This is a genomic window from Herbiconiux sp. 11R-BC, from assembly GCF_049472555.1.
GTDB lineage: Bacteria > Actinomycetota > Actinomycetes > Actinomycetales > Microbacteriaceae > Herbiconiux.
The window spans coordinates 56,699-78,508 of record NZ_JBCEBO010000005.1; the positions used below are offsets into that span (position 1 = coordinate 56,699).

Consider the following 21,810-nt stretch of genomic DNA (forward strand, 5'->3'; position numbering starts at 1 on the left):
GGAATATGGAGTAGCATGGAACCCGTTAGAACGTGCGTCGGATGTCGTGCGCGCGCCACACGGTCCTCACTTCTGAGGGTCGTAGCCAAGGAACATGTCCTGGTCGTCGACGAGGCGGCCTCTCTTCCTGGGCGAGGCGCATGGTTGCATCCCTCACCCGAATGCTTGCGCACCGCGGTCACGCGGAGAGCGTTCGGGCGTGCGCTCCGGGTCGAGGGAATCCTCGACACGACGACATTAGAGAACAGGCTGAACGGCACCGTGAACCCATGAGTGACAACTGATGAGCGGCTCGAAATGAGACCCGTCCGTTATTAGCGGTCTGCCCTGTCTGGGGTAGACCTCAGACAGGAGAATTGTGGCTGCAAAACCACGTGTACATGAAGTCGCCGCCGAGCTCGGCGTCGACAGCAAGGTCGCCCTTGCAACCCTCAAAGAGATGGGCCAGTTCGTCAAGGGCCCCTCGTCGAGCATCGAGCCCCCCGTGGCCCGCCGGCTCAAAGAGGCACTGATCAAGGCCGGCGCCGGATCGTCGGGTGCTGCGGCACCCGCCGCGGCTCCGAGCTCCGCTCCCCGCACCTCGTCGGGACCGCGACCGGGCGTTCGCCCCGGCCCGTCGGCTCCGACCCCGGCTGCCGCGGCACCCGCCGCCGCGAAGGAGGCCGCTCCGGCCGCCCCCGCTGCGCCGGCACCCGCTGCTGCGCCGGCTCCGGCCGAGGCCCAGCGTCCTGCTGCCGCCGCGCCGCAGGCACCCGCTGCTGCCGCGTCGACCGAGGCCCCTGCGGCTCCGGCCGCGTCCAGTGGTTCGGCTCCCGCCTCCTCGGCCACCCCGGCCTCCGGATCGGGCGACTCCGCGGCACCGCGCCCCGGCGGCCCCCGCCCCGGCATCCCGCGCCCCGGCAACAACCCCTTCGCCAGCCAGCAGGGAATGCAGCGCCCCGGCGCTCCCCGCCCCGGCAACAACCCCTTCGCGAGCCAGCAGGGCATGGGCCGCGGGGCAGCTTCCGGCGGCGCCGGCGGCAACTCCGCCATCCCGCGTCCCGGCGCTCCTCGCCCCGGCGCCCCGCGTCCGGGTGCACCCCGTCCGGGCGCCCCGCGTCCCGGCGGCCCCGGCGGCTTCCGCCCCGGCGGCGCCGGTGCCGGCGGCTTCCGCCCGGGTGCTGCCCAGGGTGGCGGCGCACGCCCCGCTCCCGGCACGCCCGGCTACCGTCCGGGCGGAGCGCCCGGAACCGGCTTCACCTCTCCGCGCCCCGGTGCGGGCGGTCGTGGCCGTGGCCCCGGCGGCGGAACCGCCGGTGCGTTCGGTCGCGGTGGCGGCAAGAGCAAGGCGCGCAAGTCGAAGCGCACGAAGAGAGCAGAGTTCGAGCTGCGCGAAGCCCCGTCGCTGGGTGGCGTGAGCGTTCCCCGCGGCGACGGCAACACCGTCGTGCGGTTGCGTCGTGGCGCCTCCATCACCGACTTCGCCGACAAGATCGACGCGAGCCCGGGCAACCTGGTGACCGTGCTGTTCCACCTCGGTGAGATGGCGACGGCGACGGAGTCGCTCGACGAGGCCACCTTCCAGGTGCTCGGCGAGGAGCTCGGCTACAAGATCCTCGTGGTCTCGCCCGAAGAGGAAGACCGCGAGCTGCTCGAGGGCTTCGACATCGACCTCGACCAGGAGCTGGAAGACGAGACCGACGAAGACCTGGAGATCCGTCCACCGGTCGTCACCGTCATGGGTCACGTCGACCACGGTAAGACGCGCCTTCTCGACGCGATCCGCAACGCGAACGTCGTGGCCGGTGAGGCGGGTGGCATCACCCAGCACATCGGTGCCTACCAGGTCGTCACCGAGCACGAGGGCATCGAGCGCCCGATCACCTTCATCGACACCCCGGGTCACGAGGCGTTCACCGCCATGCGTGCTCGTGGTGCGCAGGTGACCGACATCGCCATCCTCGTGGTCGCCGCCGACGACGGCATCATGCCGCAGACGATCGAGGCTCTGAACCACGCCCAGGCGGCCAACGTGCCGATCGTGGTCGCGGTGAACAAGATCGACAAGCCCGACGCCAACCCCGCCAAGGTGCGCCAGCAGCTCACCGAGTTCGGCCTCGTGGCCGAGGAGTACGGCGGAGACGTCATGTTCGTCGACGTGTCGGCGCGCAACGACATCGGCATCCAGGACCTGCTCGACGCCGTGCTCCTCACCGCCGACGCCGGTCTCGACCTGCGGGCCAACCCGAACAAGGATGCGCGCGGCGTGGCGATCGAAGCCAAGCTCGACAAGGGCCGCGGCGCGGTCGCGACCGTGCTCATCCAGTCCGGAACGCTCCGCGTCGGAGACGCGATCGTGGCGGGAACCGCTTATGGGCGTGTTCGTGCCATGGTCGACGAGAACGGCGAGACCGTCACCGAGGCGACCCCGTCGCGTCCGGTGCAGGTGCAGGGCCTCTCGACGGTGCCTCGCGCCGGCGACACCTTCCTCGTCACCGAGGAGGACCGCACGGCCCGGCAGATCGCCGAGAAGCGCGAAGCCGCCGAGCGCAACGCCCAGCTGGCCAAGGCCCGCAAGCGCATCTCGCTCGAGGACTTCACCCGTGCCCTCGAAGAAGGCAAGGTCGAAGCCCTCAACCTCATCATCAAGGGTGACGTCTCCGGTGCCGTCGAGGCACTCGAGGAGTCGCTGCTCAAGATCGAGGTCGACGACAGCGTGCAGCTGCGCATCATCCACCGCGGTGTCGGTGCGGTCACGGAGTCGGATGTCAACCTGGCCACCGTCGACAACGCCATCATCATCGGCTTCAACGTGCGGCCCGACACGAAGGCGCGCGAGCGCGCCGCTCGCGAGGGTGTGGACATCCGCTTCTACTCGGTCATCTACAACGCGCTCGACGACATCGAGAACTCGCTCAAGGGCATGCTCAAGCCCGAGTTCGAAGAGGTGCAGTCGGGTGTGGCCGAGATCCGCGAGATCTTCCGCTCCTCGAAGTTCGGCAACATCGCCGGTGTCATCGTGCGGTCGGGGACGATCACGCGTAACGCCAAGGCGCGCGTCATCCGCGAGGGTGTCGTGGTGGGGGACAACCTCGCCATCGAGTCGCTGCGCCGCTTCAAGGACGACGTCACCGAGGTGCGCACGGACTTCGAGGCCGGTATCGGGCTCGGCAAGTTCAACGACATCCAGATCGGTGACGAGATCGAGACGATCGAGATGAAGGAGAAGCCGCGGGTGTAAGCCTGGGGTCGGTGCCCGTTGGGGATTTGCACTCCCGCCTAGGGGTTGAGCGGAGCTCAAAGGCGGCGGGAGCACAAATCCCCAACGGGCACCTCGCGTTTTCCACTCGCGGTAGTGGGTGGATAGGGAGAGAGTTAGGTAAGAGGATGGCTGATCCGGCTCGGGCCGCCAAGATGGCGGATCGTATCAAGGTGATCGTGGCCAAGAGGCTGGAGCGCGGGATCAAGGATCCCCGGCTCGGCTTCGTGACGATCACGGACGTGCGGGTGACGGGAGATCTGCAGCACGCGTCGATCTTCTACACGGTCTACGGCGACGACGAGGAGCGGGCCGCTTCGGCCGCCGCCCTGAAGTCGGCCACCGGGATGCTGCGCAGCGAAGTGGGCAAGAACATCACCGCGCGGCTCACGCCGTCGCTCGAGTTCATCGCCGACGCACTGCCGGAGAACGCGCAGGCCCTCGAAGGGCTGCTGGCCGAGGCGCGGGCGCGGGATGCGGCCGTGGAGGGGCTGGCGAAGACGGCGCAGTACGCGGGGGAGGAAGATCCTTACGTGAAGCCGCGGGTCGTCGGCGAGGACGGCGAGGACTAGGGGAGGACGCCGGTGGGGGCGGATATCGCTTCGGCGCTTCGGTTGAGCGGAGCTCAAAGGCGCGCCGAAGCGAAATCCGCCCCCACCGGCTGCGTTGCAGGCCTCGTCAGGGGAGGGCGAAGAGGTCGTCGTCGAGGGCGATGATGAGGCCGTCGGCTAGGAGGCCGGTGAGTGCTCTTCCGTATTGGGCCGGGTCTGTGACGGCTTGGGCGAGGTGCGGGGCGGGGACGGGGTGCGGGGTGGCGCGGAGGAGGGCTAGGAGGGCGCCTCGGGCCTGGCGGTCGGAGCCTTCGTATTTCTTCTGTTTGGGTTTGCGGGGCACCTCGGTCGAGGGGTAGCCGGCGGAGCGCCAGGCGCAGGCGTCGGCGGCGGCGAGGGGGCAGAGCTCGCACTTCGGTGAGCGGGCCGTGCAGACGAGGGCGCCGAGCTCCATCATGCCCGCGTTGAAGCGGGTGGAGGCCTCCACATCGGCGGGCAGCAGGGCGTCCATCGCCGCCAGATCGCGGCGGGCGCTGGGGGCCGGCGCATCCGGGAGGCCGTCGACGGCGCGCGCGATGACCCGGCGGATGTTCGTGTCGACCACCGGATGCCGCCCGCCGTAGGCGAAGACGGCCACGGCCCGCGCGGTGTAGTCTCCGATGCCGGGCAGAGAGCGCAGGGCCTCGACGTCGTTCGGCACGACTCCGTCGTAGCGCTCGGTGATGGCGACGGCACAGGCGTGCAGCCAGAGGGCCCGGCGCGGGTAGCCGAGCGACTGCCAAGCCCGCACCGCCTCGCCGGCCGGCTCGGCTGCGAGCGCGGCGGGCGTCGGCCAGCGGGTGAGCCACTCCTCCAGGCGCGGGATCACCCGCACCACGGGGGTCTGCTGCAGCATGAACTCGCTCACGAGCGTTCCCCACGCGGAGAAGCCCGGGCGCCGCCACGGCAGATCGCGGGCGTGGTCTGCGAACCAGTCGATCACGAGTCCGTCGAAGATCTCCGCGTCGGTCTCAGGCACCCCTCCACTGTACGGCCGCCGCCGGCCCACACCCTCGTAGACTGGGGTCATGGTTCAGGTGGCGACCCCCGAGAGCGACTTCGCCGATGCCCTCGCGGCCGAGATCCGGCACAACTACAAGGCGGGCCGCGTGATCGTGGCCGTCGACGGCATCGAGGGCACCGGGCGTTTCGCCGACTCCCTCGCGCAGGCCTTCTCCCGCGCCGGGTCGCACGTGGCCCGCGCCTCGATGGACGACTTCCAGCGCCCCCGCGCCGCCCGCACCCTGCGCGGCGAGAACTCGCCCGAGGGCTACTACTTCGACCGCTACGACGACTCCACGCTGAAGCGTGTGCTCATCGAGCCCTTCCGCCTCGGCGGCAGCACCGGCTTCCAGCTCGCCGCCTTCGACGCCGACCGCGACACGGAGCGCGAGTCGAAGTGGCTCACCGCCCCCGCCGACTCGGTGCTCGTGCTCGACGGCCCGTTCCTGCAGCGGCCCGGTCTCCGCGGCCAGTTCAATTTCACCGCCTACCTCGAGGGGCGCCAGTTCGGCCTCGGCGAGGCGGCTGCCGGAGCGGACGCGCTCTACCAGGCCGAGGCCGGCCCGCGCTTCGGTGCCGGCGCGATCATCGAGATCGCCGACCCCGCGCATCCGCGCCGCAGCTTCGCCGACTCCTGCTGACGAGGCCGGACGCGGAGCCGGAGGCGCGGCCCGTTGCTGTTAGCGTTGCAGGCGTGAAAACCCCGGCATCCACCGCGAGCGGCGTTCTGCTCATCGACAAGTCCGGCGGGTTCACCAGCCATGACGTGGTGGCTCGCGTGCGCCGCCTCGCCGGAACGCGCAAGGTCGGGCACGCCGGCACGCTCGATCCGCTCGCGACGGGTCTGCTGATCCTCGGCGTCAACAGCTCGACGCGCCTCCTGACCTACATCGTCGGTCTCGACAAGGAGTACTTCGCGACCGTGCGCTTCGGGGCCGCGACCAGCACCGACGACTCCGAGGGCGAGATCACGAGCGAACCGGTTCCGGATGCGCTGGGCCGGCTCTCCGGCGAGAGCATCGAGACCGCGTTCTCCGCGCAGCGCGGCACGATCACCCAGGTGCCGAGCTCGGTGAGCGCCATCAAGGTCGACGGTCAGCGCGCCTACGCGCGCGTTCGGGCGGGCGAGGACGTGGTGCTCGCCGGCCGCACGGTGACGATCTCCGAGCTCGAGCTGCTCGGCGAGCCGCGGAGCGCGACCGAGGGCGGCCGCGACTTCGTCGACGTCGACGTGCGCGTCGTGTGCTCCTCGGGCACCTACATCCGGGCGATCGCGCGCGACGCGGGCACGGCACTCGGCGTGGGCGGGCACCTCACGAGCCTTCGACGCACCCGCATCGGGCCGTTCGCGGTGAGCGACGCGCTCACCCTCGAGGAACTCGCCGAGAGGGCCGAGGCGATCGCGGCGGAGGCCGGGCCCGACATCGAGGCCGCCTCGACCGCCGCCCGTGTGCCGCTCCTCGGCGCCGCGGCCGTGGCGACCGCGCTCTTCCCGGTTCTCGACGTCGACGCCGAGCAGGCCACCGCGCTGGGGCACGGGCAGCGCGTCGAGGTGCCCGACGACATCCGGAGCCTGGCGAAGACGCTGCCGGACGGCGGCCCGATCGCGGCCGTCACCGCCGAGGGACGCCTGCTCGGGCTGGTGGCCGTGAGCGGCCGCACCGCGAAGAGCATCGTGAACTTCCCGCCCGACGAATACGGGCCGACGTCAGGAGATGCGCAGTGATCGAGTGGTTCACGACCGTCCAGGTGGTGGTCGCGGTCGCCGCCGGGCTGCTCTGCGTGGTGCTCGGCCTCGCCGGCCGCAAGCCCTCCGACCTCACCATGGGCGCCACCGCGCTCGTGGAGCTGCTGCTCGTCGTGCAGCTGATCGTGGCGATCGCCGCTCCGGCCTTCGGCAACGAGGCCCGGGGGAGTGTGCTCGAGTTCTACATCTACCTCATCTCGGCCGTGCTGCTGCCGGTGGCCGGTGGCTTCTGGGCGCTGATCGAACGCACGCGCTGGAGCACGGTCGTGCTCGGGGCCATCTGCCTGGCCGTCGCCGTGATGGTGTACCGGATGAACGTCATCTGGTTCGTGCAGGGCGCCTGAGCGACGGCCGGCTTCGGCCGTGCCATAAACTCGTATCTGCCATGGCTGACGACACACTCGCACCTCCGTCCAAGACCCGTTCCCGGGGAATCGGACGGGCCCTCATCGCCGTGTACGGCATCCTCGCCCTCGCCGCCACCGGCCGCTCGGTGTACGAGATCATCGCGAAGTTCGACCAGGCGCCCCTCGCCTACACGCTCTCCGCCGTCGCCGCCGTGGTCTACATCGTCGCCACGGTCGCGCTGATCGCGCCCGGCCCGCTCTGGCACCGGGTGGCGCTCATCACCATCAGCTTCGAGCTCGTCGGGGTCGTCACGGTAGGCACCCTGAGCCTCTTCCTGCCGGAGCTGTTCGCGAAGGCCTCGGTGTGGTCGTGGTACGGCATGGGCTACCTGTTCATCCCGCTCGTGCTGCCGGTGCTCGGCCTGCTCTGGCTGCGGCGCACGAAGTGAAGACCTACTTCGGCCTCGACGGCGTTCCCGCGGGCCTCGGCCCCTCGGCCGTCACGATCGGAAAGTTCGACGGCGTGCACGCCGGTCACCGTGCGGTGCTCGACGAGCTCACCCGGGTGGCGCGCGAACGCGGCCTCACCTCCGTGGTCATCACCTTCGACCGGCACCCGCTCGCCCAGCTCGACCCGCTGGCGCGGCCGGATGCTCTCGTCGGCAACCAGCAGAAGCTCGAGCTGCTGGCCGAGACCGGCGTCGACGTGACCCTCTTCCTGCCCTTCGACGCGGCTCTCGCGGCGATGCCGCCGCGCGAATTCGCCCAGCGCATCCTGCACGAGATCTGCGGGGCGAGCGTGGTGATGGTGGGCGAGGACTTCCGCTTCGGCGCGAAGGGCCAGGGCACCTTCGAGACCCTGCGCACCCTCGGCGCCGAGTTCGGCTTCGACGTCGACCTCATCGCCGAGGTGAAGCCCGGCGACGCCCGCAAGGTGTCATCGACCTGGATCCGCGAACTGCTCGCCCAGGGCGAGGTGCAGCGCGCCGGCGAACTGCTCGGCCGCACCCCCTCGGTGCGCGGCATGGTGGTGCACGGCGCCGCCCGCGGTCGCGAGCTCGGCTTCCCCACCGCGAACCTCTCGCCCGAGTCGGAGGGGCTCATCCCGGCCGACGGCGTGTACGCGGGTTGGCTGATCGACGGCGAGGAGCGCTACCCGGCCGCGATCTCGGTGGGCAGCAACCCGACCTTCGCCGGGGTTCCGCCCAAGCAGGTGGAGGCTTATGTGCTCGACCGCGAACTCGATCTCTACGATCATGTCGTCGACGTGTCGTTCGTGGCGCGCATCCGGGGCCAGGTGCGGTTCACCGGCATCGAGCCGCTGATCGCGCAGATGAACGACGACGTCGCGGTGGCCCGGACGCTGCTCGGGTGACGGCCGAAGCGAGCCGCGCCCCCCGCGCGCTCTGGCACGGGCGCACCCTCGCGCTCGTCGGCATCGTGCTGGTGGCGCTCAACCTGCGCACGGCGGTGGGCGCGCTCTCGCCCATCTTCGACCAGATCGCCGTCGACGTCTCGCTCGGCAGCATCGGCATCGGGCTGCTCGGCACCCTGCCGCCGGTGAGCTTCGCCGTGGTGGGGCTGTTCGCGCCCGCGCTGCACCGGCGCTTCGGGCTCGAGCCGGTGGTGGTCGTCGCCCTCGCGGTCATCCTGGCCGGACACCTGGTGCGCGCCTCCTCGGGCTCCTACCTCGCGCTCGTCCTCGGCAGCGCCTTCGCCTTCGCCGGCATGGGGGTGGCCAACGTGCTGCTGCCGCCGCTCGTGAAGAAGTACTTCCCCGACCGCATCGGGCTGGTGACGTCGCTCTACGCCACGATCATGGCCATCGGCGCCACCATCCCCCCGCTCGTCGCCGTGCAGCTGGCCGATTCGGCGGGCTGGCGCGTCTCGGTGGGCGTGTGGTCGCTGTTCGCGGTGCTCGCGCTGATCCCGATGGTGACGCTGTGGACCCGGATGCGCGGGGCCCGGACTCGCGCCGCGGCCGGCCCGGTGCACGAAGCGGGTGCGGATTCCCCCATGGCCGACACGATCGAGCACGTCGAGCACGTCGAGCACGTCGGGCGCATCGCCCGCTCCCCGCTCGCCTGGTCGCTGATGCTCGTGTTCGGGCTCACGGCCCTGAACGCCTACGCGATGTTCGCCTGGCTTCCCGAGATCCTGCTCGACACCACCACGGTGTCGCCGGCCGAGGCGGGCGCTCTGCTCTCGCTCTTCTCCGTGATGGGGCTGCCGGCCTCGTTGCTCGTTCCGATCCTGGCGGTGCGGATGCGCAGCGTGGGCCCCGTGATCGGCGTCGGCGTGGCCTGCTACCTGCTGGGCTATCTCGGGCTCCTGCTCGTTCCTGGTGCAGCCCCGTGGCTCTGGGTGGCCCTGGTCGGGCTCGGTCCGCTGCTCTTCCCGCTCTCGCTCGTGCTGATCAATCTGCGCACCCGCAGCCATGCCGGATCGGTGGCGCTGAGCTCCTTCGTGCAGAGCTTCGGCTACGGCCTCGGGGCGCTCGGCCCGTTGTTCGTCGGCGTGCTGCACCAGGCGACGGGCTCCTGGATGACACCGCTGGTGTTCCTCGCGGCGACGGGGCTCGCCGTCATCCCGTGCGGAATCGTCGTCTCGAGGGGGCGGATGCTCGAAGACGAGTGGCACAATTGAGCGACGCGCTGATGCGAAGAGGCTCGGCGTAGACACGACCAGGAAGCCTGCACACGTGACCATCGACAGAGTTGTCAGTCCAGCGCATCGCGCGATCGAGGTGCTCGGCGACGAGCCCACCGAGTCCACCCTCAAGCTTTACCTCGAAGGGATCCCCGGCGTCGACGGCGTCGGGCTCGAGCAGCGGGCCGCGGCCCTCGGCACCCGCTCGATCAAGACCACCTCGAAGGCCTGGGCGCTCGACCGCATCATCGGCCTGATCGACCTCACCACCCTCGAGGGCGCCGACACGCCCGGCAAGGTGCGGTCGCTCGTGGCGAAAGCGGTGCTGCCCGACCCGGCCGACCCCACCACGCCGCAGGTGGCCGCCGTGTGCGTCTACGGCGACATGGTGCCGTTCGCGGTGGAGGCGCTCGGCGCCGCTCACACGACGGGGAGCGGGGATGGCATCCAGGTGGCCGCCGTGGCGACCGCGTTCCCCTCGGGGCGCGCCTCGCTGCGCGTCAAGCTCGCCGACACGGCCGACGCCGTGGCGGCCGGGGCCGACGAGATCGACATGGTGATCGACCGCGGCGCCTTCCTCTCCGGCCGCTACGGGCAGGTGTTCGACGAGATCGTCGCGGTGAAGGAGGCCTGCCGGCGGCCCGACGGCAGCTCGGCGCACCTCAAGGTGATCCTCGAGACCGGTGAGCTCAGCACCTACGACAACGTGCGGCGCGCGTCGTGGCTGGCGATCCTCGCGGGCGGCGACTTCATCAAGACCTCGACGGGCAAGGTGGCGCCGGCCGCGACCCTGCCGGTGACCCTGTCGATGCTCGAGGTGGTGCGGGACTGGCACCGCCTCACGGGCGAGCGGATCGGGGTGAAACCGGCCGGGGGCATCCGTTCGTCGAAAGACGCCATCAAGTACCTCGTGACGGTGGCGGAGACCGTCGGGGAGGAGTGGCTGCGGCCCGAGCTGTTCCGCTTCGGGGCGTCGAGCCTGCTCAACGACGTGCTGCTGCAGCGGCAGAAGCTGCACTCCGGGCACTACTCCGGCGCCGACTACGTGACGATCGACTAGGAACGAGAACCATGACCTTCCTCGACTACGCCCCCGCGCCGGAATCGACCGCGCTGCTGAACCTGCAGCCCGAGTACGGTCTCTTCATCGGCGGTGAGTTCTCGCCGGCCGGAGGTGAGAGCTTCACCACCATCTCGCCGGCCACCGAGAAGCCCATCGCCCGCATCGCGCACGCGGATGCCGGCGACGTCGACCGCGCGGTCGCGGCGGCCCGCAAGGCCTACGACAAGACCTGGTCGCGCCTGTCCGGTCGCGACCGGGGCAAGTACCTCTTCCGGATCGCGCGGCTCGTGCAGGAGCGCGCGCGGGAGCTCGCGGTGGCCGAGTCGCTCGACAACGGCAAGCCGATCAAGGAGAGCCGGGACGTCGACATCCCGCTCGTCGCGGCCTGGTTCTTCTACTACGCCGGCTGGGCCGACAAGCTCGACCACGCGGGCCTCGGCGCGAACCCGCGGGCGCTCGGCGTGGCCGCCCAGGTCATTCCGTGGAACTTCCCGCTCCTGATGCTGGCCTGGAAGATCGCGCCGGCTCTCGCGGCCGGCAACACCGTGGTGCTGAAGCCGGCCGAGACCACGCCCCTGACCGCGCTGCTCTTCGCCGAGATCGTGCAGCAGGCCGATCTGCCGGCGGGCGTGGTGAACATCGTCACGGGCGCGGGGGAGACCGGACGGGCGCTCGTGAACCACCCCGACGTGAACAAGGTGGCGTTCACCGGGTCGACCGCCGTGGGGCGGGAGATCGCCCGCTCGACCGCCGGCTCGGGCAAGAAGGTCACCCTGGAACTCGGTGGCAAGGCCGCGAACATCGTGTTCGACGACGCCCCGATCGACCAGGCGATCGAGGGCATCGTGAACGGCATCTTCTTCAACCAGGGCCACGTCTGCTGCGCGGGATCGCGGCTGCTCGTGCAGGAGAGCATCCACGACGACGTGGTCGCACGGCTCAAGGTACGCTTGGAGACCCTGCGCGTGGGCGACCCGCTCGACAAGAACACCGACGTCGGAGCGATCAACAGCGCGGAGCAGCTGGCGCGCATCCGGGAGCTCTCCGACATCGGCGAGGCCGAGGGCGCCGAGCGGTGGAGCCCGGAATGCTCGCTGCCCGAGCAGGGCTTCTGGTTCGCGCCCACGATCTTCACGAACGTCTCGACCTCGCACCGCATCGCGCGGGAGGAGATCTTCGGGCCGGTGCTCTCGGTGCTGAGCTTCCGCACGCCGGCCGAGGCCGTGGCGAAGGCGAACAACACGCCCTACGGCCTCTCGGCGGGCATCTGGAGCGACAAGGGCTCGCGCATCCTCGCCGTGGCCGACAAGCTGCGCGCCGGCGTGATCTGGGCCAACACCTTCAACCGCTTCGACCCGGCGTCGCCCTTCGGCGGCTACAAGGAGTCGGGCTACGGCCGCGAGGGCGGCCGGCACGGACTGGCCGCCTACCTGCGCGCTGGAGCTGGAAGCGAGAGCGCAGTGCGCTCTCGCCGCGACGCCAGCGCCGAGCGGGCTGTGCCTGCTCGGTCGACGACGAAGGAGTCAGAAGCATGACGCACATCGCGGTTCCCAAGACCTACAAGCTCTTCATCGGGGGCGCGTTTCCGCGCAGCGAGTCGGGGCGGGTGTACGAAGTGACGACACCTCAGGGCGCGTTCCTCGCGAACGCGGCCCAGGCCTCGCGCAAGGATGCGCGGGATGCGGTGGTCGCGGCCCGCGCGGCCGTCGGGGGCTGGGCGGGCGCCACGGCGTACAACCGCGGGCAGGTGCTCTACCGGGTGGCCGAGGTGCTCGAGGGCCGGCGCGCCCAGTTCGAGGACGAGATCGTGCGCCAGGAGGGCGTGAGCGTCTCCGCCGCCCGCGCCCAGGTGGACGAGGCGATCGACCGCTGGGTCTGGTACGCCGGATGGGCCGACAAGTTCGCCCAGGTGGCGGGCAACGCCAACCCCGTGGCCGGGCCGTACTTCAACCTCTCGGTGCCGGAGCCGACCGGGGTGGTGGCGATCGTGGCGCCGCAGGACTCCTCGCTGCTCGGGCTCGTGAGCGCGGTGGCGCCGGCCCTCGTGCCGGGGAACGCGGTGGTCGTCGTGGCCAGCGAACGGCATCCGCTCTCGGCGATCACCCTGGCCGAGGTGCTCGCCACCAGCGACCTGCCCAAGGGCGTGGTCAATGTGCTCACCGGGGCGCCGGCCGAGATCGCGCCGTGGCTCGCGAGCCACGCCGACGTGAACGCGCTCGACCTGGTGGGGGCTTCGGGGCTGGAGTGGATCGATCTCGAGATCGCGGCCGCCGACACGCTCAAGCGCGTGCTGCCGCCCGAGGAGGGCCCGGATGCGGCCGCCCCCGCCCTGGCGCGCATCCAGGCCTTCACCGAGACGAAGACGGTCTGGCACACCAAGGCCCTGCTCTGATACCGTGCCGCCGCCCCGGCGGGGCGGGGGACATGCTCCCGTGCGGTCGCTGTCGCGGCCGCGCGCTCACCCTGGGTTGGCTGGGAGGGCCCAGCGGCTTTCGGTGACCAGGGATAGCGTGAGGAGATGGCATCTTCTGAGCGCAGGGTTCTCGTGACGGGGGCGACCGGGTACATCGGCGGGAGGCTCGTGCCTCGGCTGCTTGCCGCGGGCTACGCGGTGCGGGTGCTGGTGCGCTCGCCCGAGAAGCTGCGCGACGTGCCGTGGGCCGGCGACGTGGAGGTGGCGAAGGGCGACCTCGGAGACCCCTCGACGCTCGAGGCCGCCTGCGAGGGCGTCGACGTCTTCTACTACCTCGTGCACTCCATGGGCGGCAAGAAGGACTTCGAGCAGGCCGAGGAGGAGTCCGCCCAGAACGTGGCGGCGGCGGTCGCAGCGGCCGGGGTCTCGCGCGTGGTGTACCTCGGCGGCCTGCATCCGGTGCACGGCGAGCTCTCCCCGCACCTGCGCTCACGCGTCGAGGTGGGTCGCATCCTGCTCGGCTCCGGGGTGCCCACGGCGGCGCTGCAGGCGGGGGTCGTGATCGGATCGGGGTCGACCTCGTTCGAGATGATCCGGCACCTCACCGAGGTGCTGCCCTACATGCCCGCGCCGAAGTGGGTGCGGAACCACATCCAGCCCATCGCGGTGCGCGACGTGCTGTACTACCTCGTGAAGTGCGCCGAGCTGCCGCCGGAGGTGAACCGCACCTTCGACATCGGCGGTCCCGACGTTCTGCGCTACGGCCAGATGATGAACGGCTACGCCCTCGAGGCCGGTCTCAAGCAGCGGCCGATCGCCGCGCTCCCGGTGCTCACGCCGTGGCTGGCGTCGCAGTGGGTGAACCTCGTGACCCCCATTCCGCGGGCGCTCGCGATGCCGATCATCGCCTCGCTGCAGTTCGACTGCGTGACGCACGAGCACGACATCCGCACTTTCATCCCCGACCCCGAGGGCGGGCTGACGCGGTACCGTCGCGCGGTGCGGCTCGCGCTCGAGAAGGAGAAGGCCGGCGAGGTGGAGACGAGCTGGCAGGACGCCTTCGTGGAGGGCGCCGTGAGCGACCCTCTGCCGAGCGACCCCGAGTGGGCCGGGCACACCGTCTTCCTCGACGTCAAGGAGCGCGCCACGCCGGCGGCCCCCGCCGATCTCTGGCGGGTGATCGAAGGCATCGGCGGCCAGAACGGCTGGTACTCGTTCCCGCTCGCCTGGGCCGTACGCGGCTGGATGGACAAGCTCGTGGGCGGCGTCGGCCTGCGCCGCGGCCGGCGCAGCGCCACCCGGCTCAACACCGGCGACGCGCTCGACTTCTGGCGCGTGGAGCAGATCGACCGGGGCGAGTTCCTGCGGCTGCGGGCGGAGATGCGGGTGCCCGGGCGGGCGTGGCTCGAGATGCGGGCACGGCCCGCCCAGGGTGGCGGATCGGTGTACCAGCAGCGGGCCGTGTTCTTTCCCCGCGGGCTCGGCGGCCGGTTGTACTGGTTCGCGATCCTGCCCTTCCACGGGGTCATCTTCAACGGCATGGCGAACCGCATCACCGCCACGGCAGCCGCCGCCACGGCCGGTTCGGCCCGCAGCGCTTAAGCTGGAGGGCAACGAACGAGCGAGGAGGGACAGATGTCCGGTAAATCCAAGACGGTGTTCGTCGGCGACAGCCTGACCGAAGGCGGCCGTTGGCAGGAGTGGTTCCCCGAGGTCGAGGCCGTGAACCTCGGCGTCGGCGGCGACACGACCGAGGGGCTGATCGAGCGCCTCGACCAGGTGGCGGCCGAAGACCCCGACACGGTGGTGCTGCTGATCGGCACCAACGACATCGCCAACCGGCGCGCGGTCGAGCAGGTGGTGCGCAACATCGAGACCATCCTGGTGAACATCCGCCAGGCGCTGCCGGATGCCCGCATCCTGGTGCAGTCCGTCCTGCCCCGGGGCAGCGAGTACGCGGAGTTCGTGAAGGAGATCAACCGGCACGTCTGGCAGTTCGCCGCCACCGTGCGGGCGCACTACCTCGACCTCTGGCCGGTGATGGCCCTCGACGACGGCGAGCTCAACCCTGCCTTCACCACCGACCGGCTGCACCTCAACGACGCCGGCTACGAGGCCTGGCTCTCCGAGCTCGTGCCCGCCCTGGAGCGTGTGAACGATCTCCCGCCATCGAGCCGGCCGATCCGGCTCCCGGAGCTCGGCAGGATCGAGTAGCGGGCGAGGCCCGGCCACCCGTCCTTCCCGAGTGACCGCGGCCTCAGAGGCGGCGGAGCAGGCCCTCGTAGAAGCGGATGCCGGTGAACCAGGTCTGCACGTGCATCCGTTCGTTCTTGGCGTGCAGCGTGCCGCGTTCCTCGGCCGACATCTCGAAGGGGCTGAAGCGGTAGACGGTGCGGCTGAGCTTCGCGAACTGCCGGGAGTCGGTGGCGCCGTTCTGCACGTAGGGCGTCACGATGGCGGTCGGGTAGGCCTCGGTGATCGCCGCCGAGAGGGAGTCCCAGCGCGGCCCGGACATCTCCGACACGGGGGAGGGGTCGTTGGGCTGCAGCACCTCGACGCGCACGAGCGGGTCGTCGATTGCCCGTACGAGATGGCGGCGGGTGCTCTCGACGGTCGAGCCCACGGCGATGCGCACGTTGACCACCGCGCGGGCGCGCTCGGCCAGGGCGTTCGCCGCGAGGCTGCCGGAGAGCTGCGTCACGGCGGTGGTGGTGCGCACGATCGCGGCCGTCTCCGGCCCGAGGCGGGCGAACAGCCCGACGAGCAGCGGCCGGAAGGCCCGCGGATGCGTGAACACGAACTTGAGCGGGTTGCGGCCGTGCGCCCCCACGGTCTTCACCATCGTGGCGCCGACCTCGTTCAGGCTCGCCCGGAAGGGGCGCTTCGACAGCCGCACCACGGCCTGCGCGAGGCGGGTGGTGGCCGTCACCTTCGGGGGCGTCGAGGCGTGACCGCCCTCCTGTTCGACCGTCAGGCTGAAGCTCGTCGTGCCCTTCTCGCTCACGCCCACGACGGCCACCGGCGCGTCGACGGTGGGGAAGATCCTCTCCACCACCGCCCCGCCCTCGTCGAGCACGAAGCCGATCGCGACCCCGCGACCCACGAGAAGGGCGGAGGCCGCCACCGCGCCGGTGCCCGCGGTCTCCTCGTCGTGGCCGAAGAGCAGGTAGACGTCGTGCAGCGGGGTGAGTCCGGCTGCGAGGCTGCGCTCCACCGCCTCGAGGATGCTCGTGCCGGAGCCCTTGTTGTCGAGCGTTCCGCGGCCCCAGAGCACGCGCTCGGAGCCGGTGCCCGTCAGCACCGCGTCGAAGGGCGGATGCTCCCAGCCCTCGGGCGTCGCCGCCACCACGTCGTAGTGGGCCATCAGAACGGAGGCCGCTCCCGGCTCTCGCCCGGGCCAGCGGAACAGCAGCGAGTGACCGGCCACGAACTCTCGCTCGAGTGTGCCGTGCAGCAGGGGGTAGAGACGCTCGAGGGCGGCGGAGTAGCGCTCGAAGGCCTCCCAGTCGACGCGATCGGCCTCGTCGTTCGACATGGTGGGGATGCGGATCAGCTCGCGCAGGCGTTCCAGCGCCTGCTCGTTCCGCTCGTCGTGCTCGGTGGAGGATGTCACGCGGGATCTCCCAGCGGTTCGGAAATCGTGGACGGCAGGGCGGACGTCGTGGCAGCGGATGTGAGCCGCGGTGGGCGGGCGCCGAGGCTCTCGACGACGAGGGCTGCGCACCGCACGCCCTCGCTCGCGGCGGCGATCAGGCGTTCCTCGTCATGGCCTCCCGTGCGCAGCATCGCCGTGAGGAAGCCCGCGCTGAAGGCGTCGCCGGCCCCCGTGGTGTCGATCGGCACGACCGGGATCGCCGGCACGGTCACCGGCCCGACGCCGCGCATCGCGGCGAGCACCCCGGCGCGTCCCATCGTGAGCGTGACGAGCTCGTAGCGCTCGAGGAGCGCAGCCACCACCTCCCGTGGATCCTCCCGGCCGGTGAGCAGGCGCCCCTCGTCGAGGTTCGGCAGGATCGCGGTCGCGCCCTGCGTGGCCCGCACCAGGCTCCCGGTGCCGTGGTCGGCGAGGAAGCCGGCCGATCCGGGGTTCACCGAGACCGTGGAACCCGCCGCGCGCGCATCCTGGATCAGGCTCTGGAAGTCGGCGACGGCCGCTTCGCCGGTGTCGCTGAACAGGGAATAGCCGGTGAAGTGCAGGTGTCTTCCCGGCCCGAGCAACGAGCGGTCGACGTCGCGGGCGGAGACGAGCGCGTTGGCGCCCCGCTCGGTGAGCATGGTGCGCGTGCGGTCGGGCTGCAGCACCACGACGATCGTGCCGGTGGGGAGCGCGGCCTCGCCGCGCAGGTGCGGCACGACCCCGTCGGCGCGCAGGAGGGCCGAATGCTGCTCGACGTCGCTCGCGCCGACCCGGCCGAAGAAGTCGGTGCGGCAGCCAAGGTGGGCGAACCAGGCCGCCGCGTTCGCCGCCGAACCGCCGGGACGCCGCTCGATGCGGGCCGTCGTGTCGGTGTCGGGGCGGATGTCGCCCACCGGCGTCACGATGATGTCGTCGATCACGTCGCCGAACACCACGACGTGCGGCACCGCATCCGGAACCGCCGCGGCCTCCGGCACGGTGTCAGTCCTCCGTGTCGGCGTTCAGTGCGCTCCAGGCGATGGCGATCTCGGCCGCCACCCGCACGTTGTTGCGCGCGATGTCGAGGTTCACCTCGAGGCTCCTGCCGCCGGAGGCGTCGACGATGTAGCCGAGCAGGAAGGGCGTGACGGCCTTGCCCGTCACGCCGGCCTCCTCGGCCGCCGCGAACGCGGTGGCGAGAACGCGGTCGTGCTCGGCCGGGTCCCACTGCTGATCGGCCGGGATGGGGTTCGCCACGACGATGCCCTGGCCGTGACCCAGTTCGTCCTGCCCGCGCATCACGAGCGCGACCTCGCGGGCGTCGTCGACCATCCAGTCGATGGTGTAGCCCGATTCGCGCAGCCAGAAGCTCGGGAAGTTCGTCGTGCCGAAGCCGACCACGGGCACGCTCAGAGTCTCGAGCCGCTCGAGCGTCGCCGGGATGTCGAGCACGGACTTCACGCCCGCCGACACCACCGTGACGGGGGAGATGGCGAGCGCGGAGAGGTCGGCCGATTCGTCGAAGGACTCGGAGGCGCCGCGGTGCACACCCCCGAGACCGCCGGTGGCGAAGACGCGCACCCCCGCCTTGCCGGCGAGGTAGGCCGTGGCGGCCACCGTTGTGGCGCCGCTGGTCTTCTTCGCGGCGAGGATCGGGAGGTCGCGCACACTGGCCTTCGCCATGTCCTCATCGGCGATGCGGCGCACGCCCTCGGCGTCGAGCCCGATGCGCGGCACGCCGTCGAGCACGGCGATGGTGGCCGGCGTCACACCGGCGGAGCGGAGGATCTCCTCGAACTCGACCGCCGCCTCGTGGTTGCGGGGGCGTGGAAGCCCGTGCGAGATGATCGTGGACTCGAGGGCCACGACGGGGCGGCCCTCGTCGAGCGCCTCGGCGACCTCGGACGAGAGGGTGTACGGGGCGTGGCGGCCCGCTGCCCCGCTCAGTGGAGTCGCGCTTTGAGAGCGGCCACCGGGTCGGCGGAGCTGAGGATGCCCGGGCCGAAGCGCAGCATCGTGATGGTGTGCGAGACGGGGCCGGTGCCGGCCGAGAGACGCGTGGCGACGGTGGCGCGCTCCCAGATCAGGATCGACTCCTGGGCCAGCTGCACGGTCAGGCCGAGCGGCTGCGTGTTCCCGGAGCGCACATCCGGCAGCGAGTAGCCGCCGAGCGCCGCGAGGGTGGAGTAGACCTCGGAGACGTCTTTCTGGGGCAGGGGAACGGCGCCCTGGCCGGCGAACACGGCGACGAGCAGGCGGGCCGCCAGCTCCTCGGGATCGGCCGTCCAGAGCCCCTCCGGGCCGGCGAACAAGGGGGGCGAAGCAGGCGCGGCGAATGTCATGGACTCAACATATCTCGCGGCGCTTAGAATTGGCGAGACATGAGCCCGCGCCAGACCGCCCCCGCCTTCACCCGTCCGGCCCTCGCGCCGGGACTCCTCGGAGCCATCGCCCTGCTCGCCTTCGTGGCGGTGATCGGCAACTCCGACTGGTTCACCATCGCGCGCTATGTGGTGAGCATCCTCGCCCTGATCATGGTGGTGTTCGCCTGGCAGGCGAAGCAGTGGTGGTGGATCCCGCCGCTCGTCGCGATCGCCGTGATCTGGAATCCGGTGCTGCCGATCGACCTGCCCGAGTTCGGCTGGCAGATCGCCCATCTCGCCGGCGCCGTCGTCTTCGTGGCGAGTGGCCTGCTGATCAAGGTGAATCGCGTAGACTGAGTGGTGCAACGGGGAAACCCGCTCTTCGTGCCGCCCGCGATCTCATCGCGTTGCTCGGCCCAGGCTCCCGTTCGAACTGTTCGCAGTCGTGAAGCGGCACCGATCCGGTGCCGTCGGTCGACTGGCGGCGGCGGTCTCCAGCGAAGACGAGGCCTCGCCCATACTCCACAGGAGAACGATGTCAAGGTCCGGCGGTCGCCGAACACGCACAGCAGACAACACCGGTCTGATCCCGATCCTCGCGCGCAAGGTGCGCGAGGTCGAAGCCGCCGCCCAGCGCGGCAAGGTCGCCCCCGCGAACCGCACCAAGTTCCTCGTGGTGGCCCTCCTCATGCGCGAGGAGCGCGCCGGCATCAAGTCGGATGCCACGCTCAGCGACTCCGAGCGCGCCGAGCAGCTGAAGCGCCTCGACGGCATCGCGTCGATCCTCGCCCGCACCGCCGCGCGCGACACCTCGCTGATCGCGCTGCTCGAGAACGACGCCGCCCTCTCGCCCGCCGCGAAGAAGCTGCGCCGCGAGTACCTCGAGGACGCCGGCTACGACGTGCCCGACGACGAGCCGGATGCGCCGCTCCCGACGGCCACGGTCGTGCCTCCCGAGCTCGCCGAGCGCCAGGTCGTGCCCACCTCGGTGAAGTCGCGCCAGCTCGCGAACCCCTTCATGGCGCCCGACCTCACCCCGGCGAAGCCCCACGGCGTCGGCCGGCTGAGCAACTGGGAGATGCTCGGCCCCCTGTACCGCGCCTTCGAGTACGGCGCCGGTGGCACGGCCGCCAGCATGGACCTTCCCGAGGCCCCCACCATCGACCGGCTCTCGCCACCCGGGCGCGAGCTCATGGTGCACCAGTCGCGCTTTCTGCAGAGCGTGCAGGCCGGGCACCGCACCTTCCTGCTGGCCGACGAGCCCGGCCTCGGCAAGACGGCGCAGTCGCTGCTGGCCGCATCCGTCGCGGATGCCTACCCGCTGCTGGCCGTGGTGCCGAACGTCGTGAAGATGAACTGGGCCCGCGAGGTCGAGATCTGGACCCCGCACCGCCGCGCCACCGTCGTGCACGGCGACGGCGAGACGCTCGACGCCTTCGCCGACGTCGTGGTGGTCAACTACGAGGTGCTCGACCGGCACCTCTCCTGGCTCGGCACCATGGGCTTCCGCGGCATGGTGGTCGACGAGGCGCACTTCATCAAGAACATGTCCTCGCTGCGCTCGCGCAACGTGCTGGCGCTGGCCGACCGCATCCGCCACACCGCCCCCGGCGGCAACCCGCTGATGATGGCGCTCACCGGAACGCCGCTGATCAACGACGTCGACGACTTCCGCGCCATCTGGCAGTTCCTCGGCTGGATCGACGGCGACAAGCCCACGCCGGTGCTGATGGAGCGGCTCGAAGAGGTGGGGCTCACGCCCGCCGACGCCGGCTTCTTCGCCGAGGCCCGCGAGGCCGTCATCGACATGGGCATCGTGCGCCGCCGCAAGATCGACGTGGCCGCCGACCTCCCGTCGAAACGCATCGTCGACCTGCCGGTGGAGCTCGACGACGACCTGGGCCGCACCATCCGCGAGGCCGAGCGCGAGCTCGCCGCCCGCCTGGTGACCCGCTACCGCCGGCTCATCGCCGCCCGCGCCGCCCAGCGCGGCGGCGAGGTCGACGAGCTGCCGGATGACGACCTCATGCGTCTGGTGGCCCGTCAGGAGCTCGAAGACACCAAGGCCACAGAACAGGGCCTCAACGTGTTCACCATGGTGCGCCAGATCGGCACCGCGAAGGCCGGGCTCGCCGCCGACTACGCGGCGCAGCTCGCCCGCTCGGTGGGCAAGGTGGTGTTCTTCGCCAAGCACATCGACGTGATGGATGCGGCCGAAGACCTCTTCGCCCGCCGCGAGCTCAAGACGGTCTCGATCCGCGGCGACCAGTCGGCCAGCCTGCGCCAGCGCGAGATCGACGCCTTCAACAACGACCCGGATGTCTCGGTGGCGGTCTGCTCGCTCACCGCGGCCGGCGTCGGCCTCAACCTGCAGGCGGCCTCGAACGTCGTTCTCGCCGAGCTCTCCTGGACCGCCGCCGAACAGACCCAGGCGATCGACCGCGTGCACCGCATCGGTCAGGAGGAGCCGGTCACGGCCTGGCGCATCATCGCGGCCCAGACCATCGATACTCGCATCGCCGAGCTGATCGACTCGAAGCAGGGCCTCGCGGCGCGGGCGCTCGACGGGTCGGACGTCGAGGTGGGGTCGTCGGACTCCGTGCAGCTGGATGCGTTGGTGTCGTTGTTGCGGTCGGCGCTGTCTGACTAGAGGGTGGGGCGAAGGGGGCGGGGATTTCGCCTTCCGCCTTCRGTTGAGCGGAGCTCAAAGGCGGCGGAAGTCGAAATCCCCCTCCGATTCGCGACGTTCGTGGGTGGAGTGGATGGGTGCCTTCCGCCTTTG

The 21,810-nt window shown here is 71.0% G+C and carries 21 protein-coding genes; 16 read left to right on the forward strand and 5 right to left on the reverse strand.

The genetic code is table 11. The features are described from left to right. Positions 1 to 15 precede the first annotated feature (15 nt). The 3 genes from VD659_RS13050 (at position 16) to rbfA (ending at position 3,810) form a co-directional block, all read left to right on the forward strand. Positions 16 to 273 carry a YlxR family protein gene (locus VD659_RS13050; RefSeq protein WP_423261502.1) on the forward strand — a complete coding sequence of 86 codons (258 nt, stop codon included), beginning with the start codon at positions 16 to 18 and terminating at the stop codon, positions 271 to 273. 85 nt (positions 274 to 358) lie between these two features. Then, a complete protein-coding gene (gene infB / locus VD659_RS13055) occupies positions 359 to 3,220 on the forward strand; it encodes a translation initiation factor IF-2 (protein ID WP_423261503.1) in 2,862 nt (953 codons plus the stop codon). A 146-nt stretch (positions 3,221 to 3,366) separates the two neighbouring features. Continuing rightward, entirely contained in the window at positions 3,367 to 3,810 is a 444-nt protein-coding gene (gene rbfA / locus VD659_RS13060) for a 30S ribosome-binding factor RbfA (RefSeq protein WP_137836848.1), read from the forward strand. Positions 3,811 to 3,916: 106 nt separating this feature from the next. On the opposite strand, the gene VD659_RS13065 is transcribed toward rbfA, so the two are convergent. Next, a complete protein-coding gene (locus tag VD659_RS13065) occupies positions 3,917 to 4,807 on the reverse strand; it encodes an A/G-specific adenine glycosylase (protein ID WP_423261504.1) in 891 nt (296 codons plus the stop codon). Between the two features lie 49 nt (positions 4,808 to 4,856). Here VD659_RS13065 and VD659_RS13070 point away from each other — a divergent pair, with 49 nt between their 5' ends. The 11 genes from VD659_RS13070 (at position 4,857) to VD659_RS13120 (ending at position 15,263) form a co-directional block, all read left to right on the forward strand. Continuing rightward, positions 4,857 to 5,471, forward strand: a complete 615-nt coding sequence (locus VD659_RS13070; RefSeq protein WP_423261505.1) for a uridine kinase — start codon at positions 4,857 to 4,859, stop codon at positions 5,469 to 5,471. A 53-nt stretch (positions 5,472 to 5,524) separates the two neighbouring features. Continuing rightward, entirely contained in the window at positions 5,525 to 6,556 is a 1,032-nt protein-coding gene (gene truB, locus VD659_RS13075; protein ID WP_423261506.1) for a tRNA pseudouridine(55) synthase TruB, read from the forward strand. Beyond that, positions 6,553 to 6,921 carry a hypothetical protein gene (locus VD659_RS13080; RefSeq protein WP_423261508.1) on the forward strand — a complete coding sequence of 123 codons (369 nt, stop codon included), beginning with the start codon at positions 6,553 to 6,555 and terminating at the stop codon, positions 6,919 to 6,921. Before truB ends, VD659_RS13080 begins: the two co-directional genes overlap by 4 nt. A gap of 41 nt (positions 6,922 to 6,962) precedes the next feature. Further along, positions 6,963 to 7,373 carry a hypothetical protein gene (locus tag VD659_RS13085; RefSeq protein WP_423261510.1) on the forward strand — a complete coding sequence of 137 codons (411 nt, stop codon included), beginning with the start codon at positions 6,963 to 6,965 and terminating at the stop codon, positions 7,371 to 7,373. Beyond that, entirely contained in the window at positions 7,370 to 8,299 is a 930-nt protein-coding gene (locus VD659_RS13090) for a bifunctional riboflavin kinase/FAD synthetase (RefSeq protein ID WP_423261512.1), read from the forward strand. Before VD659_RS13085 ends, VD659_RS13090 begins: the two co-directional genes overlap by 4 nt. Then, positions 8,296 to 9,570, forward strand: a complete 1,275-nt coding sequence (locus tag VD659_RS13095) for a CynX/NimT family MFS transporter (RefSeq protein WP_423261514.1) — start codon at positions 8,296 to 8,298, stop codon at positions 9,568 to 9,570. Before VD659_RS13090 ends, VD659_RS13095 begins: the two co-directional genes overlap by 4 nt. Before the next feature lie 55 nt (positions 9,571 to 9,625). Then, positions 9,626 to 10,633 carry a deoxyribose-phosphate aldolase gene (gene deoC, locus VD659_RS13100; protein WP_423261515.1) on the forward strand — a complete coding sequence of 336 codons (1,008 nt, stop codon included), beginning with the start codon at positions 9,626 to 9,628 and terminating at the stop codon, positions 10,631 to 10,633. A gap of 11 nt (positions 10,634 to 10,644) precedes the next feature. Next, positions 10,645 to 12,171, forward strand: a complete 1,527-nt coding sequence (locus VD659_RS13105) for an aldehyde dehydrogenase family protein (RefSeq protein WP_423261517.1) — start codon at positions 10,645 to 10,647, stop codon at positions 12,169 to 12,171. Beyond that, complete coding sequence (locus tag VD659_RS13110; RefSeq protein WP_423261518.1) at positions 12,168 to 13,028, forward strand: aldehyde dehydrogenase family protein; 861 nt, start codon at positions 12,168 to 12,170, stop codon at positions 13,026 to 13,028. The genes VD659_RS13105 and VD659_RS13110 overlap by 4 nt, the downstream gene beginning before the upstream one ends. 126 nt (positions 13,029 to 13,154) lie before the next feature. Further along, positions 13,155 to 14,651: an SDR family oxidoreductase gene (locus VD659_RS13115; RefSeq protein ID WP_423261520.1), complete on the forward strand. Its 1,497-nt coding sequence runs from the start codon at positions 13,155 to 13,157 to the stop codon at positions 14,649 to 14,651. Between the two features lie 33 nt (positions 14,652 to 14,684). Continuing rightward, positions 14,685 to 15,263 carry a GDSL-type esterase/lipase family protein gene (locus VD659_RS13120; protein WP_137838075.1) on the forward strand — a complete coding sequence of 193 codons (579 nt, stop codon included), beginning with the start codon at positions 14,685 to 14,687 and terminating at the stop codon, positions 15,261 to 15,263. A gap of 43 nt (positions 15,264 to 15,306) precedes the next feature. On the opposite strand, the gene VD659_RS13125 is transcribed toward VD659_RS13120, so the two are convergent. Genes VD659_RS13125 through VD659_RS13140 form a run of 4 tightly spaced genes read right to left on the reverse strand, consistent with a single transcriptional unit; the run spans position 15,307 to position 19,007 of the window. Further along, a complete protein-coding gene (locus VD659_RS13125) occupies positions 15,307 to 16,662 on the reverse strand; it encodes a M20/M25/M40 family metallo-hydrolase (protein WP_423261522.1) in 1,356 nt (451 codons plus the stop codon). Next, positions 16,659 to 17,663, reverse strand: a complete 1,005-nt coding sequence (locus VD659_RS13130; protein WP_423261524.1) for a carbohydrate kinase family protein — start codon at positions 17,661 to 17,663, stop codon at positions 16,659 to 16,661. The genes VD659_RS13125 and VD659_RS13130 overlap by 4 nt, the downstream gene beginning before the upstream one ends. 4 nt (positions 17,664 to 17,667) lie before the next feature. Then, a complete protein-coding gene (locus VD659_RS13135) occupies positions 17,668 to 18,612 on the reverse strand; it encodes a pseudouridine-5'-phosphate glycosidase (protein ID WP_423261715.1) in 945 nt (314 codons plus the stop codon). Beyond that, positions 18,609 to 19,007 carry a hypothetical protein gene (locus VD659_RS13140; protein WP_137838072.1) on the reverse strand — a complete coding sequence of 133 codons (399 nt, stop codon included), beginning with the start codon at positions 19,005 to 19,007 and terminating at the stop codon, positions 18,609 to 18,611. Before VD659_RS13140 ends, VD659_RS13135 begins: the two co-directional genes overlap by 4 nt. Before the next feature lie 39 nt (positions 19,008 to 19,046). Between VD659_RS13140 and VD659_RS13145 the strand changes: the two genes are divergently transcribed. Then, positions 19,047 to 19,385, forward strand: a complete 339-nt coding sequence (locus tag VD659_RS13145; protein ID WP_137838071.1) for a DUF6804 family protein — start codon at positions 19,047 to 19,049, stop codon at positions 19,383 to 19,385. A 178-nt stretch (positions 19,386 to 19,563) separates the two neighbouring features. Continuing rightward, positions 19,564 to 21,678, forward strand: a complete 2,115-nt coding sequence (locus VD659_RS13150) for a DEAD/DEAH box helicase (protein ID WP_423261526.1) — start codon at positions 19,564 to 19,566, stop codon at positions 21,676 to 21,678. Positions 21,679 to 21,810 lie beyond the last annotated feature (132 nt).

Bases quoted from the DNA above. Each gene is read 5' to 3' on its own strand.
- VD659_RS13070 (WP_423261505.1), top strand. From the start codon at position 4,857: ATGGTTCAGGTGGCGACCCCCGAGAGCGACTTCGCCGATGCCCTCGCG.
- VD659_RS13145 (WP_137838071.1), top strand. From the start codon at position 19,047: ATGAGCCCGCGCCAGACCGCCCCCGCCTTCACCCGTCCGGCCCTCGCG.
- VD659_RS13050 (WP_423261502.1), top strand. From the start codon at position 16: ATGGAACCCGTTAGAACGTGCGTCGGATGTCGTGCGCGCGCCACACGG.
- rbfA (WP_137836848.1), top strand. From the start codon at position 3,367: ATGGCTGATCCGGCTCGGGCCGCCAAGATGGCGGATCGTATCAAGGTG.
- VD659_RS13085 (WP_423261510.1), top strand. From the start codon at position 6,963: ATGGCTGACGACACACTCGCACCTCCGTCCAAGACCCGTTCCCGGGGA.
- VD659_RS13120 (WP_137838075.1), top strand. From the start codon at position 14,685: ATGTCCGGTAAATCCAAGACGGTGTTCGTCGGCGACAGCCTGACCGAA.
- VD659_RS13140 (WP_137838072.1), bottom strand. From the start codon at position 19,007: ATGACATTCGCCGCGCCTGCTTCGCCCCCCTTGTTCGCCGGCCCGGAG.
- VD659_RS13110 (WP_423261518.1), top strand. From the start codon at position 12,168: ATGACGCACATCGCGGTTCCCAAGACCTACAAGCTCTTCATCGGGGGC.
- VD659_RS13105 (WP_423261517.1), top strand. From the start codon at position 10,645: ATGACCTTCCTCGACTACGCCCCCGCGCCGGAATCGACCGCGCTGCTG.
- VD659_RS13150 (WP_423261526.1), top strand. From the start codon at position 19,564: ATGTCAAGGTCCGGCGGTCGCCGAACACGCACAGCAGACAACACCGGT.
- VD659_RS13115 (WP_423261520.1), top strand. From the start codon at position 13,155: ATGGCATCTTCTGAGCGCAGGGTTCTCGTGACGGGGGCGACCGGGTAC.